The organism is Spirosoma validum, from assembly GCF_014699035.1.
Lineage (GTDB): Bacteria > Bacteroidota > Bacteroidia > Cytophagales > Spirosomataceae > Spirosoma > Spirosoma validum.
In genome coordinates this window covers 37735-54805 of record NZ_JACXAA010000003.1, presented here as the reverse complement: position 1 = coordinate 54805, position 17071 = coordinate 37735, and the positions used below count along the sequence as shown (strand labels likewise).

The 17071-nt window shown below is 51.9% G+C and carries 7 protein-coding genes; 6 read left to right on the top strand and 1 reads right to left on the bottom strand.

Translation table 11 applies throughout. From position 1 onward, the window contains the following. Positions 1–161 precede the first annotated feature (161 nt). Positions 162–3527, top strand: a complete 3366-nt coding sequence (locus IC230_RS08980; RefSeq protein ID WP_191038667.1) for a DUF5107 domain-containing protein — start codon at positions 162–164, stop codon at positions 3525–3527. Here the strand turns inward: IC230_RS08980 and IC230_RS08975 are convergent. Next, positions 3524–4405: an AraC family transcriptional regulator gene (locus tag IC230_RS08975; protein ID WP_191038666.1), complete on the bottom strand. Its 882-nt coding sequence runs from the start codon at positions 4403–4405 to the stop codon at positions 3524–3526. The genes IC230_RS08980 and IC230_RS08975 overlap by 4 nt on opposite strands. Positions 4406–4505: 100 nt before the next feature. Here IC230_RS08975 and IC230_RS08970 point away from each other — a divergent pair, with 100 nt between their 5' ends. The 5 genes from IC230_RS08970 (at position 4506) to IC230_RS08950 (ending at position 17032) form a co-directional block, all read left to right on the top strand. Continuing rightward, on the top strand, positions 4506–5846 hold the full coding sequence (locus tag IC230_RS08970; protein ID WP_191038665.1) for a sugar porter family MFS transporter: 1341 nt from the start codon (positions 4506–4508) through the stop codon (positions 5844–5846). Positions 5847–6024: 178 nt separating this feature from the next. Further along, entirely contained in the window at positions 6025–9084 is a 3060-nt protein-coding gene (locus IC230_RS08965) for a SusC/RagA family TonB-linked outer membrane protein (RefSeq protein ID WP_191038664.1), read from the top strand. Positions 9085–9111: 27 nt separating this feature from the next. Continuing rightward, a complete protein-coding gene (locus tag IC230_RS08960; RefSeq protein WP_191038663.1) occupies positions 9112–10680 on the top strand; it encodes a RagB/SusD family nutrient uptake outer membrane protein in 1569 nt (522 codons plus the stop codon). A gap of 70 nt (positions 10681–10750) precedes the next feature. After that, the gene (locus IC230_RS08955) at positions 10751–14062 is read left to right on the top strand and encodes a VCBS repeat-containing protein (RefSeq protein WP_191038662.1); all 3312 of its coding nucleotides are present in this window, start codon (positions 10751–10753) and stop codon (positions 14060–14062) included. A gap of 198 nt (positions 14063–14260) precedes the next feature. Next, positions 14261–17032: a DUF1553 domain-containing protein gene (locus tag IC230_RS08950; protein ID WP_191038661.1), complete on the top strand. Its 2772-nt coding sequence runs from the start codon at positions 14261–14263 to the stop codon at positions 17030–17032. Positions 17033–17071: the final 39 nt, after the last annotated feature.

Below are 17071 nucleotides of genomic sequence, written 5' to 3'. Positions count from 1 at the left end.
ACTTTTAACCGACAGGTGAGGACGGTTCGCCGTTGCGATTCTCAAAACCTCGTGTCGTTCGGTTTTGAGAATCGCAACGGCGAACCGTCCTCACCTGTCCGATTTGAGAATCGGACACCACGCCCTATTAGGATCAACCACCTTTTTACGATAAATCATCTATGGCCCTGCAGGAAGTAAATGTCTGGGAAGAACAGGTAACCATTCCTACGTATGGCGTCGGAGCGCCCGAGAAAAACCCGATGTTTCTGGAAAAACGGGTGTATCAGGGCAGCAGCGGAGTCGTCTATCCGAACGCCGTTATCGAGAAGATTGACGACCATAAAGAAGATAAAACGTACCAAGCGGTTTTTCTCGAAAACCAGTACCTGAAAATCATGGTCTTACCCGAGTTGGGCGGCCGGATTCAGATGGCGTACGATAAAATCAAAAATCGTCATTTCATCTATTATAACCAGGTCATCAAGCCCGCACTCGTTGGGCTGACGGGGCCGTGGATTTCGGGCGGCATTGAGTTCAACTGGCCGCAACACCACCGGCCCAGTACGTTCGAAGCCATCGATTACACGACCGAAGCCCACCCCGACGGCTCCAAAACGATTTGGGTGAGCGAAGTAGAACGGATGTTCAGTACGAAGGGCATGGCCGGATTCAGGCTGTATCCCGACAAAGCGTACCTCGAAGTGCATGGCGTGCTCTATAACCGAACCAAGGTGCCGCAGACATTCCTGTGGTGGACCAATCCGGCCGTCAAAGTAAACGACCGGTACCAGTCAGTTTTCCCGCCCGATGTCCACGCCGTTTTCGATCATGGCCGACGGGATGTGTCGTCGTTTCCGATTGCCAAAGGAACATATTACAAGGTTGATTACTCGCCGGGCACGGACATTTCCGGCTACAAAAACATTCCCGTGCCGACCTCGTACATGGCCGTCGCGTCGAAGTACGATTTCATTGGCGGTTACGAACACGATACACAGGGCGGGGTGTTACACGTAGCCAGCCATCACTTATCGCCCGGCAAGAAACAATGGACTTGGGGCAACGGTGAATTCGGGTATGCCTGGGATCGTAACCTGACCGACGAAGACGGGCCTTACATTGAGCTGATGACGGGTGTCTTTACCGATAATCAGCCCGATTTTTCGTGGATCATGCCGAACGAAGAACGCAGCTTTGTGCAGTACTTCATGCCATATAGCGAAATCGGTCTGGTCAAAAATGCCACGAAGGAAGCGGCTGTCAATCTGGAAATTAGCGAAACCGACGTAACGATCAGCGTCTATACAACGGCTATATATGCCGGGGCCAGTGTGCGCCTGACCGATAACAATCAGGTGATTTTCGAGCAACGAGTTGACCTTTCGCCGGAGCAGCCTTTTCAGCACACACTATCATTGACCGTCGCGAAACCAACCGCCATGCGGGTAAGCACAACGACGGCCGAAGGGGTCGAACTGGTCGCGTATCAGCCGGATGTTGCCGACGAGAAACCCATTCCCGAACCGGCGCTGGCGGCTAAGGACCCGGCTGAGGTAGAAAACAACGAGCAATTGTATCTGACTGGTTTGCACATTGAGCAGTATCGCCACGCTACGTATTCGCCTACCGACTACTACGAAGAAGCGCTACGTCGCGATCCGAAGGATGTTCGCTGTAACAATGCGCTGGGACTCTGGTATGTTAAGCACGGTCAGTTTGCCAAAGCAGAACCTCATTTCCAGCAAGCCATTCAAACGCTGATTGCCCGCAACCCAAATCCATACGACGGCGAACCGTATTACAACCTGGGACTGTGCCTATCGAAATTAGGCCGCTACGACGAAGCGTTCGACGCGTTTTTCAAAGCGACCTGGAATGCCGCCTGGCAGGATACCAGTTTTCTTGAACTGGCCCGTATTGCTACCCGACGAAAAAACTATGCGCAGGCGCTCGAACTGGTGGATAAGTCACTGGCCCGAAACTGGCACGGTCAGTCGGCACGGCATCTGAAGGTCGCGCTACTGCGTAAGACCGGCCGAACAGAGGAAGCGTTGCGGCTCATTGACGATACGTTAGTGATTGACCGGTTTCATTTTGGCTGTCTGTTCGAAAAGGTGCTTATTGAACAAACCAGTGCCTCGATAACGGCCACCGATACGTTGGCCAGCCTCAATCACCTGATGCGGCACTACGTCCATAACTACCTGGAATATGCGCTGGATTACAGTCAGGCCGGGCTTTACGACGAAGCGATTCAATTGCTATTGGAATCGATGTCGGACGAGTCGGCTGTTTATCCGATGGTCTATTATTTCCTGGCCTTTTTCCACGCCCAATTAGGCAAGCGTGAACGTAGCAACGAATACATTCAAAAAGCGACGGATGCCAGCCCGGACTTTGTGTTTCCCAACCGCCTGGAAGAGCTAAGCGTACTCCAGTGGGCTGTTACACAAAAGACTGATGGTCAGGCTATCAATCAGGCGCATACCTGGTATTTTCTGGGTAATTTCTGGTACGCCAATCGGCAGTATACGGAAGCGATCGAGGCCTGGGAACAGTCGGCGATACTGGACGATACATTCCCGACCGTTTTCCGGAATTTGTCACTAGCGTATCAGAATAAGCTTCAGCAGTCAGTCAAAGCGCTAACGGCGATGGAGAAAGCGTTTGCACTGGATACCAGCGACGCGCGGGTACTGATGGAACTGGATCAGTTGTACAAAAAGCTGAATTACCCCCATACCGAACGGCTGGCCCGGCTGGAAACATACCTTTCCGTTACCGAACACCGGGACGATCTGTATTTAGAACGAGTGACATTGTACAATCAGTTGGGCGATTATCAAACAGCTCGTCAATTGCTGGCCGCCCGTCAGTTTCATCCCTGGGAAGGGGGTGAGGGGAAAGTGGTTCATCAATACCTGATTACCTATATTGAACTGGCCAAACAGGCGTTGAACGACGGAAATCCCACGGAGGCTCTCGCGCTGCTGACCGCTGCCGAAACGTATCCTGAGAATCTGGGCGAAGGCAAACTCTATGGTGTACAGGAGTCCGACATTTTTTACCTGAAAGGGTTAGCCTACGACGCTTTAGCCCAGCCGCAAACAGCTGAGTCTTACTACGAAAAGGCAACAATCGGCGTAGATACGCTCGGGCAAGCTGTTTTTTACAACGACCAGCAACCCGATAAACTCTTCTATCAGGGTCTGGCCTGGAAAAAACTGGGGCAATACAAACGCGCTGAAACGTTGTTCAACAGGCTGATTCACTACGGAGAAACCCATTTGAACGACGTAATCCGGATCGATTATTTTGCGGTTTCGCTACCCGATATGCTGGTCTTCGATGCTGACCTGAACGAACGCAATCGCATTCACTGCTACTACCTGATGGCGCTCGGGAATCTGGGACTCGGCAACGGTCATACCGCTGAGGCAATCACGCAGTTTGATACCGTACTCCGTCTGGACAACAACCATCAGGGAGCGGCTTTGCATCGGAACATGGTCGCGTTTCTGATGGCGCAGGAAGTAGCCGGTTAAACTTTTCGGAGTTTCCGGAAGTCGCGTGGCGAAACGCCCATCACATTGGCGAACACCCGGCTGAAATGATAGGGGTCGCTGTAGCCGATCTGGTAAGCGACCTCTTTGATACGTAGTCGGGTGTTTTCGAGGAGTCGGCAAGCCTCCTGAATTTTCAAAAATGTGAAAAAGTTAATGGGAGCACTTTGAACCTTCGCCCGAAAAACCGCCGAGTAATGGGAAGCCGACATGCCTGCGATTTCGGCCAGTTCTTCCAGACTCAGCGTTCGGCTCAGGTTTTCCCGCATGAACGTAATGGTCCGGCTGATGGGGTCGTCCTCGACCTGCGTGATTCGACTGGGATTATACACCGCATTGTTGAACGTTGCCAAAAAGCGGGCCAGACTGCTGTTGGCATAAACAATATTATCCATGTTGAACGACATTTCAACGTGGGACAGAATATCGTCGAAGAGCTGAAACCGTTCGGGTTGGGGCGACACCGTGATGGGGGATGAATCGGCGTCCGGTTGTAAAAATTGCAGAAAATGATGCGCGCGCGAACCCGTAAAATGCAGCCAGTAAATTGTCCAGGGATTTTGAACGTCGGTACCGTATCGATGGGCGGCATCGGCCGGAAGAATAAACGCCTGATTGGGTTTAACAGTATGCTTTCGGTCATTCAGGTAGTACCAGCCTTCGCCTTTAATGCAATAGATAAGGATGTGCTGCGGACTGCCCTTACGCCGTTCCCGGTCGTGAAAAACAGCTTTTGGATAATAGCCAATATCGGTGATGTACAGGTTTTCGCACAGGGGGTGAACGGCGATCTGTTTCGTTAGTTCTGCCGGTAATACGCAGCTGCGTTGCCCGGCAAAGCCTTCTTTTTTCTTAAGCATACCGTCATTTTGTCTAGGTATTCATGCCTGCAAACGACTGAATTATCGGTATCCGCAAGCCTTTTTCTAAAGAAACACGAATCATTTAACTTCTACCCGTATGAAAAAAACAGACCTCAACGCGCGTTACGTATTCGGCATTGCTTTTATCTCGGCGTTGGGCGGTTACCTGTTTGGATTCGACTTTGCCGTCATCTCGGGTGCCCTGCCTTTCCTGCGAACGTATTTTGGTTTGAACGCCTGGTGGGAAGGGTTTCTCACAGGTTCGTTGGCGCTGGGATGCATGGTCGGTTGTGTGCTGGCGGGCAATCTGGCCGACCGCTACGGTCGACGGCCGGGGTTAATGCTGGCAGCTTTGATTTTTGCGTTGTCTTCACTGGGAATGGCCTTTTCGACTGGACTGACTGGGTTTATTGTCATGCGTTTTATCGCCGGTATTGGCGTGGGAATGGCCTCGACACTGAGCCCCCTGTACATTGCCGAGATTTCACCCGCCGAAGTACGGGGCCGCAACGTATCCATCAATCAACTGACGATTGTGATCGGAATTCTCATTACCAATCTGGTCAATTACGGTCTAGCGGATAGTGGACCCGATGCCTGGCGATGGATGTTCGGGCTGGGCGCGGTGCCCTCATTAGGCTTTTTGGTGGGCGTAATCTGGCTCCCCGAAAGTCCCCGCTGGCTGGTTCAGACGGGTCGTATCGCCGAGGGAGAAGCGATTTTACAGCGTATTGGCGGAGAAGCTTTCGTGGAACGTACCGTTACGGCGGTTCAGCAGTCGATGGCACAAACGGAGAAACCTTCCTTTGCAACGTTGTTTGAAAAAAATGTGCGTCCTGCGGTTCTGGTCGGTATTGGTCTGGCCGTATTGCAGCAACTGTGCGGCATCAACGTCGTGTTCAACTATACGTCAACCATTTTCGAAACGGTGGGGGCCAGCCTGAACCGGCAATTGTTCGAAACGGTGGCTATCGGCGTCGTCAACCTGTTATTTACGCTGGTGGCGATGTGGCAGGTGGATAAACTGGGCCGTAAACCGCTGATGCTGGTCGGTACACTGGGCTTGTCCGTCCTCTACGTAGTGATCGCGTTATTGCTCAAAAACAGCGCGTCTTCGGGACTGCTTTCCGTATTTGTCCTGCTGGCCATTAGCGTCTACGCTACGTCGCTGGCGCCGATTACGTGGGTCCTGATTTCCGAGATTTTCCCGAACCGGATTCGGGGAATGGCTTCATCGATTGCGATTCTGGCGTTGTGGGCGGCCTATTTTGTGCTGGTCTTCACATTTCCGATTCTGGCCGAGCAGCTCGGTACGTATGGCCCTTTCTGGCTGTATGCCGGTATTTGTCTGGTCGGCTTCTGGTTTGTGCAACGCAATGTGCGGGAGACAAAGGGAAAAACGCTGGAAGAATTGGAAGGAACCTTCGTTTCTCATTAAAAAGTCATCAGATCATCCATCTTTATCAAAATTCTCTCTATTGATTTAGGGGATTACTACGTCCATATTTGTAAGAATAGACTTTAGTGAATAAAGTTTTGCACTTTAGCAGTCCGATCACATCGTTTGATTCGCATTTATTCTCGCTTTAAACCAAACCTTTAACTTCTCTAACATTATGCACGACTTTATACGGTGCCTGCAACTAATCTGTTTGCTGGTGTTCCTGTCACTCACTTCGTTTGCCCAGACCCCAATTTCCGGCAAGGTAGTGAGCGAACAGAACGAAGGGATTCCGGGTGTCACGATTTCGGTCAAAGGCACTACCCGGGGAACGTCAACGGATGCGTCGGGTACGTTTCGCATCAACGCAGCCGGCAACGAAACGCTGGTATTTAGCTACGTCGGCTACGTAACGCAGGAAGCTACAGTTGGCAGCCGGACCGACTTTACGGTGAAACTTGTTCCTGACACGCGCAGTCTGGAAGAAATTGTAGTAGTCGGTTACGGAACGGTCCGGAAAAGTGATCTGACGGGCTCGGTATCAACGATCAAATCCGACGCCATCAAGGAAATGCCGGTTGTTTCGGTCGATCAGGCGATTCAGGCGCGGGCGCCGGGTGTGCAGGTTACGCAAAGTTCAGCAGCTCCGGGCGGTGGTATTTCGATTCGGGTGCGCGGGGCCAACTCGATCAACAGTGGTAGTGAGCCGTTGTACGTCATCGATGGGTTTCCGGTCTACCCTGACAACGGCGCGATCGGTACGTCGGGAAACCGTCAGGCCAGCAACGCCATGGCAACCATCAACCCTAACGAAATTGAGTCGATTGAAATTCTGAAAGATGCCTCCGCTACGTCGATTTACGGTTCACGGGGCTCCAACGGGGTTGTACTGATTACGACCCGGCGGGGAAAAGAAGGACAGAGCCGGGTGGATTATGAAGGGTCTTATTCAGCCCAGACCATTGCCCGCAACATCGACGTACTGAACGGTGGCGATTACGCTCGTTACCTGAATTTGCTGGAGAAAAGTCAGGGAGGAAGTCCTCGTTTTACCGATGCTCAAATCAGCCAGATTGGCCAGGGCACGAACTGGATGGACGCCGTTACGCAGACGGGGGGGCTGTCGAGCCACCAGCTTTCGTTTACGGGCGGCAATAAAGGGATGCGCTACGCCGTCGTCGGTAACTACCTCGATAACAAAGGAATTATTAAGAATACGTTTTTCAAACGTTACGGTTTCCGACTGAACCTCGATAACGATTTCCTGAATGGTCGCGCGACGCTGAGCAATAGCTGGTCGTTTAACCGAACGGGCAGCAGCAACGTAGCAACCGACCGGGGCGGTCCGGGTGGGATCGTCATTACGGCCCTGGGTCTTGATCCAACCGTCGCCATTTACGACCAGAACGGTGCGTATAACTATCCAAGCTATGATCAGCGCTTTAACATCAACCCACTGGCCGAAGCGATGGAAGGTTACGACCGCGACAACACCAATCGCCTGTTCGGGACAACGGCGCTGACGTTCAATATTCTGGATGGGCTGAAATTCCGTACCAGCATCGGCGCCGACATCGTAACGGCCGAGCGGACTACGTATTACAATAACTCAACTTACACCGGTCGTCAGTACAATCGTCAGCTGGAAAAAGCGAACCGGAACGTGAGCAGTATTCTGAATGAAAATATCCTGACGTACAACAAACAGGTAGCGCCGGGACATAACCTGGACGTAACGCTGGGCTATACATATCAGCAGGAAAGCAACCTGTTCACCTCGGCTGCCACGCGTGATTTGCCCTCCGACGACCCGTTGTCGGTAAACATGCAGAACGGTAGCAAACCGCAGATTCCAAACTCGGGCCGACTGGACTGGTCACTGCAATCAATGCTGGGACGGGTCAACTATAACCTGCTCGACCGCTACCTGCTGACCGTTACGTTCCGGCGCGATGGTTCGTCGAAATTCGGGCCAAACAACAAGTGGGCTACGTTCCCGTCGGGGGCTATCGGCTGGCGGGTTGTCAACGAGAAATTCTTCCAGAACTCAGGCTTAAGCAAAGTCTTCAACGATTTCAAATTCCGGGCCAGCTACGGATTGACGGGTAACTCGCAGATTCCGGTGTATCGCTCGTTGAGCGGTCTGGTGCCCTACAACTACGTACTTGGCGGTGGACTGGTGGCTGGGTATGGACCTAACCGGATCGCTAACCCTGACCTGAAATGGGAAAGTACCGCTATGACTAACATAGGATTAGACCTCGCCTTTCTGAGCAACCGCCTGTCGATGACGTTCGACGTGTTCAGCAACAAAACCACCGACCTGCTGCTCGACGTATCGATTCCGCAAAGCACGGGTTTTAGCACCATAATGCTCAACTCCGGCTCGCTCACCAACAAAGGGTTTGAGTTCTCGACGAATTACAAAATTGTGAACAACAAGGATTTCAAATGGGACGTTAGCGGCAACCTGTCGATCTTGCGGAACGAAATCACTGACCTGGGTAAAAGCACGCCATTCTTCGCCAGCAGCCCCAGCGGTCACCTGGGTATCTTCGGAAGCTGGGTCGAAGCAAGCAATCCAATCGGGACCTGGAAAGGCTACAAGTACACCGGGCTGTTCCAGAGCGACGAAGAAGGGAAAAGCTTTGCCGCCAAAGCCGGGTATCCGAAATATCAGGACACCAACGGCGACGGAAAATACACCGCCGACGATTACGTAATCCTGGGCAACCCAAACCCGAAATTCACCTGGGGACTGAACTCGACCGTCAAGTTCAAAAACTTCGACTTTGCCATTTTCTTCCGGGGTGTTCAGGGCAATCAGGTTCGCAATCTGCAACAATCGGAAATGGGCGACGGTGTGCAGAAAATCAATCAGGTGGGCAACATCCTGACCGATTCGTGGACGCCAACCAATACGGGAGCCAGCCGTCCGGTTATCGATGGTCGCCGGGATTTCATCTCGTTCCGTCGATCGTCGTTCTTTATCGAAGATGGGTCGTTTGTCCGGCTACAGAACGTATCGCTGGGCTACACGCTGCCTGTTCAAAGCAAGTTCATCCGCAATGCGCGGGTATACGTCAGCGGCCAGAATCTGTTCCTGATCACCAAGTATAAAGGCTTCGATCCTGAAGTGAACAATGGTGGCCAGAACAACCTCAACCGGGGCGACGATTACGATGCGTACCCACGGGCGCGCATGACTACAATCGGTCTAAATCTTGGCTTCTAACTCGTAAACCTTCAATTTCAACGACACATGAATCTGCATATATCCTCCCGAATGAAATACCTGACCGTACTGGCTATCATGGCCGTGGGTGTTGGTTGTTCGGACCTCAAAGAAAACCCCGACTTTATCAATCCCGATACGTTTTATAAGTCGGCCAATGAACTGAAGCTGGGCGTTAACGGCATTTACGACGACTTGAACTCTGGCTACTCCGGCTATTTCTACGACCGCTACGTATTTGAATGCTTAACCGGCGACCAGATCGGCTGGGAAAAAGGACCCCTCCAATACAATCTGGGCAACGTCAGCAATGCCGATGAATACATCGAGGCTTACTGGCAAATCAGTTACCGGTCGATCAACCGGGCCAATGCGGTAATTGAAATCGCCGATGCTCTGAAAGACCCGGCCAATGATGCCCTAATCAAGCGATTGAAAGCCGAGTCGCAATTTCTGCGGGCGTTCTATTACTACGGACTGCTGATGTATTTCGATAACCCTCCGCTCACCATAAAGTCGACCAAAGGGATCAGCGAACTACCCACCAATACGGGTGGCAAACGGGCCGTCATCGATCAGATTTACGCCGATGCTAAAGCCGCTGCTGACGTACTGCCGGCTTCGTATACGGGCGCTGATGCAGGCCGTGCGACGAAATGGGCCGCCAAAGCGATTCTTATGAAAGCCCAGTTGTGGGATGAGAAATGGGCCGATGCAAAGACTACGGGTGAAGAAATCATCAACACCAGCGGGCTTCAGTTGTACGATAATTTTGGGTATAACTTCGACTTAGCGCACGAAAACCAGGGCGAACGACTCTTCGAAGGGCAGGTGTCGGCGGGGGCCAATGCCAACGAATGGGCGGTGCATTCGGCGCACTTCAATCCGGAAGATTACCCCAGCGAACTGGGCGGTGCGGGCTGGAGCTGGCTAAGTGCTACGCAGGAATTCCGAGCGTCGTACGACAGCAAAGACAAACGCATCGACGCTACGTTCATTGAGTCATATCCAACCGGACGATTCGGGAAAATCAATGGGCAATATCCCACAGTGAAGTGGAGTCCAACAGCGGACTTTAACCTCTCACGTTTTGGGGGAATCGTGAAAACCGATGCCAATCCGAACGATCCGGCGCAAATGATTTTTGGCAAAGCGTGGGCTGGTAAACTGGTAGAATTGGGTATCAACTACAACAACACCGAGAAAAATACCATCTATCTGCGGTTAGCCGACGTATTGCTTGGCCACTCCGAAGCCTGTAACGAAAGCAATACAGGTGACAAATTCGTGAGCATCAACAAAGTGCGTGCCCGGGCTGGTTTGCCTGCGCTGAGCGGCCTGAGCCAGTCGGCGTTACGTGATGCGATCATTAAAGAACGCGAGCAGGAGTTTGTGTTCGAGCAAGTGATGTATCCCGAATTGCGCCGAAAAAGTAAATTCGGTGGAACGCCGGATTATTTGGGCGATCACATCAAGCATTACATCACTAAATACGCCGTTGGCCGAACCCTCAAAGCGCGGGATTATGTACTTCCGCTGCCGTTGAAGGAGTTGCAGGGGAACACCAACGTGACCCAGGTCGATGCGTGGAAGTAAGAGCAGAAAATCAAAAAAGGGCTTAGTCAGGCCCTTTTTTGATTCCCGTTTTTTCGCGACCTTTCCCCGTATGAAGTACGTCGTATTGCTGTTGGTTCTGGGAAGTTTACTCGCCTGCGAACAGAAACCAAAGACACTCTTTACCACCTTATCAGCTGCCGAATCGGGCGTTTATTTCCAGAATACCGTTACCGAAAACGATACGTTTAACCTGGTTGACTATTACTACGTATACAACGGCGGTGGGGTTGCCGTCGGCGATCTGAACAACGACAATTTGCCCGATCTGTATTTCACCGGCAACCAAGTTGGTGATCGGCTGTTTCTGAATAAAACCAACCCCGGTTCGGGTCATCCGCAGTTCGAGGACGTTACCGAAACGGCGGGTCTTAAAAAAGGCGGCTGGTCGACGGGCGTAACAATGGCCGACGTCAACGCTGATGGACTATTAGATATTTACGTTTGCAAATCAGGAAATTATCCGGGCCATCGCCGAAAAAATCAGCTCTACATCAACAAAGGAAATTTGCACTTTGAGGAGAGCGCCGAACGCTACGGTCTGGCCGACACCAGCTACACCAATCAGGCTACCTTTTTCGACTACGACAAGGATGGCGATCTGGACGTTTATTTATTGACCAGTACGAATCTGATCCGTAACCCCAATCAGGTAACGCCCGTTATTGCCGACGGCTCCGGTTTGGCAAACGACAAACTGTTTCGCAACGATTCGGATGCTGCCGGGCCGCACTTCACCGACGTAACGAAGTCGGCGGGTATTCTGCACGACGGATTCGGACTGGGGCTCACCGTGTCGGATTTCAACCAGGATGGCTGGGAAGATATCTACGTAGCGAACGATTTTCTGGCAAATGATTTTCTGTACGTCAACAACCACGACGGTACATTCAACGAAGTCAGTAAAACGTATTTCAAGCACCACAGCCAGTTTTCGATGGGTTGCGATGCCGCCGACATCAACAACGACGGGTTGATGGACGTTGTGGTGGCCGATATGCTGCCTGCGGATAATGAGCAGCGCAAGAAAATGGCGGGACCGGCCAATTACCAGCAGTTCGAAAGTATTCTGAGCCAGGGCTATCATCCCCAGTTCATGCGAAATATGTTGCAGGTGAACGGCGGCAAAGCGCCCGACGGACGCATGGTTTTTTCGGAAATTGGCCAGTTGGCGGGCGTATCGGCTACCGACTGGAGTTGGTCACCGTTGCTGGCCGACCTGGACAATGACGGCTGGCGCGATCTGTTCATCACCAACGGTTACCTGCGTGATATTACCGATTTGGATTTTGTGTCGTTCAACGACCAGTTCGCGCAGGCGGGTGGCCGGACGCCGGAAGAAGTTAATCAGTACTTACGGCAGGGCGCGTCGAAAATGGCCAGTATTACAAAGCCAAACCGCTTTTTTCGCAATCGCCACGACCTGACGTTCGATGATGTTACGGCCAACTGGTTTGGTTCGGAACCGTCTCTGTCAAATGGCTCTGCCTACGCCGACCTCGACCGGGATGGTGATCTGGATTTGATTGTCAACAACATCAATCAGGACGCGTATATTCTGCAAAATAACGTAGCAAACACCCACTATTTGCAGGTAAAACTAGAGGGTTCTCAAACCAATCCGTTCGGACTGGGATCCGACGTAACGTTATATAGTCAGGGGGTAATGCAAACGTATCATCAGGCCGTTACACGGGGCTATCAATCGTCCAGCGATTACGTTATTCACTTCGGACTAGGCTCGGCCAATCGGATTGATTCACTACGTATCACTTGGCCAGACGGTAAATCGCAGACGCAGAAAAATCTCCCAATTGACCGTCTCGTAACGCTGAACTACAAACAGGCGCAGCGCATTCAGATACAGCCAAAAAAAGTACAACCTACTCTACTGACTGACGTAACGCGTTCGTCCGGTATTGACTTTACGCATCGGGAAGAATCGTATCTGGATTATAATCAGGAACCGCTGTTGCCGCACAAGCTTTCCCAACAAGGTCCCAAACTGGCCGCTGGCGATGTTAATGGCGATGGATTGGAGGATTTGTTTGTAGGTGGCGCGTTTCGACATTACGGAAAACTGCTTTTACAAACTACAACGGGTCGGTTCATCGAGAAATCATATATCGACGAATCCCAGCCGAAAGACGAAGAAGATGTCGGCGCGCTCTTGTTCGATGCGGACGGCGATGGTGATAACGATCTCTACATTGTAAGCGGCTCGAATGAATACTACGATGGCTCTGAATATTACCAGGATCGGCTGTATCTCAACAACGGAACCGGAAAATTCACAAACGCTACCGACCGACTGCCTCCCATCCGGCACAGCGGTTCGTGCGTCGCAGCAATCGATTTTGACAAAGATGGCGACCTCGATCTGTTTCGGGGTGGGCGGCTCCGGGCGCTGCAATACCCAATGCCCGGTGACAGCTATTTACTCAAAAATGATCAGGGTCGCTTTACGGACGTAACGGATAACGTAGCACCCGCGCTACGTAACGTTGGCATGGTGACGGACGCTGTATGGACTGACATCGACCGCGATTCGTGGCCGGATCTATTAGCGGTTGGCGAAATGATGCCGATTATGGTATTTAAAAATAACAAAGGGCGACTGGAACGTTTGGCGTTAGATGCGCTGAAGGGTTCGGAAGGCTTCTGGAACTGCATTCGTTCCGGTGATTTTGACCACGACGGCGACCCTGATTTTGTGATTGGCAACATGGGATTGAACAGTCGCTACCACGTATCGCCCAGCCAGCCGATGCGGGTGTACGCGGGTGATTATGATGGTAACGGTCGGCTGGATGCCATCACTACGTATTATTTGCAGGGTGTTGAGTATCCCATTGCTTCCCGCGATGAGTTAGGCCGTCAGTTGCCGGTTATAAAAAAGCAATTCACGAATTATGCGCTCTACGCCAAAGCCACACTCGCCGACCTATTACCGCCCGACAAGCAAAAATCCAGTTCGGTTCTCCAGGCTTGCCAGCAGCAGAGCATCTTACTCGAAAATACAGGAGGTAGTTTTCGCCTGAAACCGCTACCTTCTCTGGCTCAGTGGTCACCGATTCAAAGCTTGCTGGTCGAGGACATTGATCACGACGGTCACCTGGACGTACTGGCCGTTGGTAATGCCTACGATGCGGAATCAGTAGCCGGGCAGTACGATGCGCTGACGGGTCTGGTGTTGAAAGGCGACGGTAAAGGAAACTTCCAGCCCTTACTTTTTCCGAAAAGCGGTTTTCTGGCCGATGGCGACTGCAAAAGTATGGTTGGGTTAACCAACGGTGCGAATCGACTTATTGTCGTATCGGCAAACAAAGGACCATTACGTATATTCCGGACTCCAAAAAAGTGAGTTAATTTTTAGTGGTTTTGGATGGTCCCGGTTCGGTGGTGTCAGGCTCGAAAACCTGACACCACCGAACCGGGACCATCCAAAACCACTTCACCATAAAATTATCCATGAAAAGAGCTATTTGCTCTATTCCATTTTGGACTATAGTCACTTAGATTTGTGTTGAGTTAATACCTGGCTATCCTGTTCGCTCGACATATGCAGTCAAAAGTCATTCTTTTCAGTGGTGTGGTTATTGGCATAGGCTTGGCGCTTTCGTCGTTCCTGGGTCTGTTTGAGGAACGTATTGACTTTAACACACAGGTTAAACCGATCCTGAATAAAAACTGCATTGCCTGTCACGGTGGAGTTAAAAAAGCAAGCGGATTCTCGGTGTTGTTCCGACACGAAGCGCTCGCAAAAACGAAGTCGGGCAAACCAGCCATTATACCCGGCGATGCGGATGCCAGTGAAATGATACGTCGGTTAACGCTGACGGATCATACCGAACGAATGCCGCTGGAGGCTGCCCCTCTCAAACCCGACGATATTGAGACACTCCGGAAATGGATTGACCAGGGTGCCGAATGGGGTGATCACTGGGCGTATACCCGTATTGAAAAGCCGGATGTTCCCAAGATTGGTACGTTCTGGAGTCGGTTGGGCATAAGTCAGCATCCCGAACAGGACTGGGCGAAAAACGAGATTGATCATTTTGTCATCGAGAAACTTCGGGAACACGATCTGAAACCGTCGCCTGAAGCAGAGAAAGCTACGCTCATCCGCAGGCTCTCGCTCGATCTGACGGGCCTGCCGCCAACGGAACAGGAGGTCGCCAATTTTATGGCCGACAAATCCCCGAATGCCTATGAGAACGTAGTGAACAGGCTTCTGGCCGCTCCCTCGTACGGCGAACGCTGGGCCGCCCTCTGGCTCGACCTGGCCCGCTATGCCGACTCCAAAGGCTACGAAAAAGATGCGGAACGGAAAATCTGGCGATACCGCGACTGGGTGATCAAGGCCTTCAATCAGGATAAGCCGTACGACCAGTTTACGGTTGAACAACTGGCGGGCGATCTGCTCCCTAACCGTACTGATGACCAGCTGATTGCCACCGGCTTTCATCGTAATACAATGACCAATGATGAAGGCGGAACGCAGGATGAGGAATTCCGCACCGCAGCCGTCATTGATCGGGTCAACACCACCTGGGACGTATTTCAGGGCACTACGTTTGCCTGTGTGCAGTGCCACAGCCATCCGTACGATCCATTCACGCACGACGAATACTACAAGTACCTCGCTTTTTTCAACAATACCCGCGATGAGGACGTCGAGAACGATACGCCCAAACTTCGGTTTTTTTCGGGACAGGATTCGGTGAACGTAGCGGAGTTAAAAAACTGGATACTGGCGCACAAAGCAGCCCCCCGGCAGGTACAGGACTGGATGAATTTCGTCCGGCTGACCGAGCCTAAAATTAACTCGCACGACTTCGATCAGTACGTTAATTCGTCGCTTATCGGAGCGCAGTATTACGGTGTATATCACGAAGGATCGTCGCGTATCAAAAATGTAAATTTGACGGGTACCAACCGGCTCGTTGTGGCAATCGGTACAAAGTCGGAGAAGGCTAGCCTGACTATCCACCAGGATAGTCCGACGGGGCCATCTCTACTGACGTTGCCCGTACCGAGAACCGGTAGCCAATGGAGAGACACGATCATGGTGTATCCGCTACCGACCGTTTCAGGTCGACATCATCTGTATCTGACGCTCGATAATCCGACACAGCCGAAGGAATGGACCATGATTAAGTGGCTGTCGTTTCTGCCCGCTCTGCCTGGTACGTCGGCTACTACGTTGGGTGAGGCCGATTATAAACTCCAGGCGGTTTTGAACGGCAAACCCGAAACATCCCTCGTGCTGTTTGAAGGAAAAGGCGATTTTGCCCGAAAAACCCACATTTTCGAGCGAGGAAACTGGTTAGTAAAAGGAAAAGCTGTGCAACCAGACGTACCTAAATCATTACCGGCTCTGCCAACCGATTCGAATGGAAAACCCGTACCGCGTAACCGGTTGGGACTCGCGAAATGGATGACAAATCGCGATCATCCGCTAACGGCGCGCGTAGCCGTGAACCGCTTCTGGGAACAACTCTTTGGCACCGGGCTGGTCGAAACGGTTGAGGACATGGGTACGCAGGGCATTTCACCAACCCATCGGGAATTGCTGGATTATCTGGCAACTGAATTTATGGAAACGGATCAGTGGTCCGTGAAACGCCTGCTGAAACGTATCGTCATGTCGGCTACGTATCGTCAACGTTCGAGTGCTTCGCCGGATTTGGTGGCCAAAGATCCGTTTAATCGGTGGCTGGCGCGCGGACCACGTGTGCGATTAACAGCTGAACAGGTTCGGGATCAGGCGCTGGCTGTCAGTGGTTTGCTAAGTCACAAGCAGTTTGGGCCGAGTGTAAAACCCGCCCAGCCCGACGGCATCTGGCAATCGCCTTACAACGGCGAAAGCTGGACATTGAGCGAGGGCGAAGACCGCCACCGTCGGGCGTTATATACGTACTGGAAACGTACCGCGCCCTATCCGTCCATGCTGACGTTCGACAGTCCAAGCCGGGAATTTTGCCAGATACGACGTATTCGCACCAACACGCCCTTGCAGGCACTCGTTACGTTGAACGACCCAGTCTATGTGGAGTCGGCCCAGACCTTAGCGGCTCTGATGTTGAAACGAGGTAAAACGCCCGATCAGCAAATACGAGCGGGCTTCCGCCAGGTTATGCTACGTAATCCTGATGCTAACAGAGTGGCTGTGCTCTTGCGGTTGTATCAGAAATCCGAAACGTATTATCAACAACATCCGACAGATGCCGCGACCTTACTGGACTGCAAAGACAACTCGCCCCAATTGGCCGCGCTAACGGTAACGGCGAACACGTTATTGAATCTGGACGAGGTTATTACGAAAGAATAGGTATCATGGGCTTTAGCCCGTACTACACAACTAAAAACG

Excerpts from the sequence above, each read along its gene's own strand:
- IC230_RS08965 (WP_191038664.1), top strand. The coding sequence starts at position 6,025 with ATGCACGACTTTATACGGTGCCTGCAACTAATCTGTTTGCTGGTGTTC.
- IC230_RS08950 (WP_191038661.1), top strand. The coding sequence starts at position 14,261 with ATGCAGTCAAAAGTCATTCTTTTCAGTGGTGTGGTTATTGGCATAGGC.
- IC230_RS08955 (WP_191038662.1), top strand. The coding sequence starts at position 10,751 with ATGAAGTACGTCGTATTGCTGTTGGTTCTGGGAAGTTTACTCGCCTGC.
- IC230_RS08975 (WP_191038666.1), bottom strand. The coding sequence starts at position 4,405 with ATGCTTAAGAAAAAAGAAGGCTTTGCCGGGCAACGCAGCTGCGTATTA.
- IC230_RS08970 (WP_191038665.1), top strand. The coding sequence starts at position 4,506 with ATGAAAAAAACAGACCTCAACGCGCGTTACGTATTCGGCATTGCTTTT.
- IC230_RS08980 (WP_191038667.1), top strand. The coding sequence starts at position 162 with ATGGCCCTGCAGGAAGTAAATGTCTGGGAAGAACAGGTAACCATTCCT.
- IC230_RS08960 (WP_191038663.1), top strand. The coding sequence starts at position 9,112 with ATGAATCTGCATATATCCTCCCGAATGAAATACCTGACCGTACTGGCT.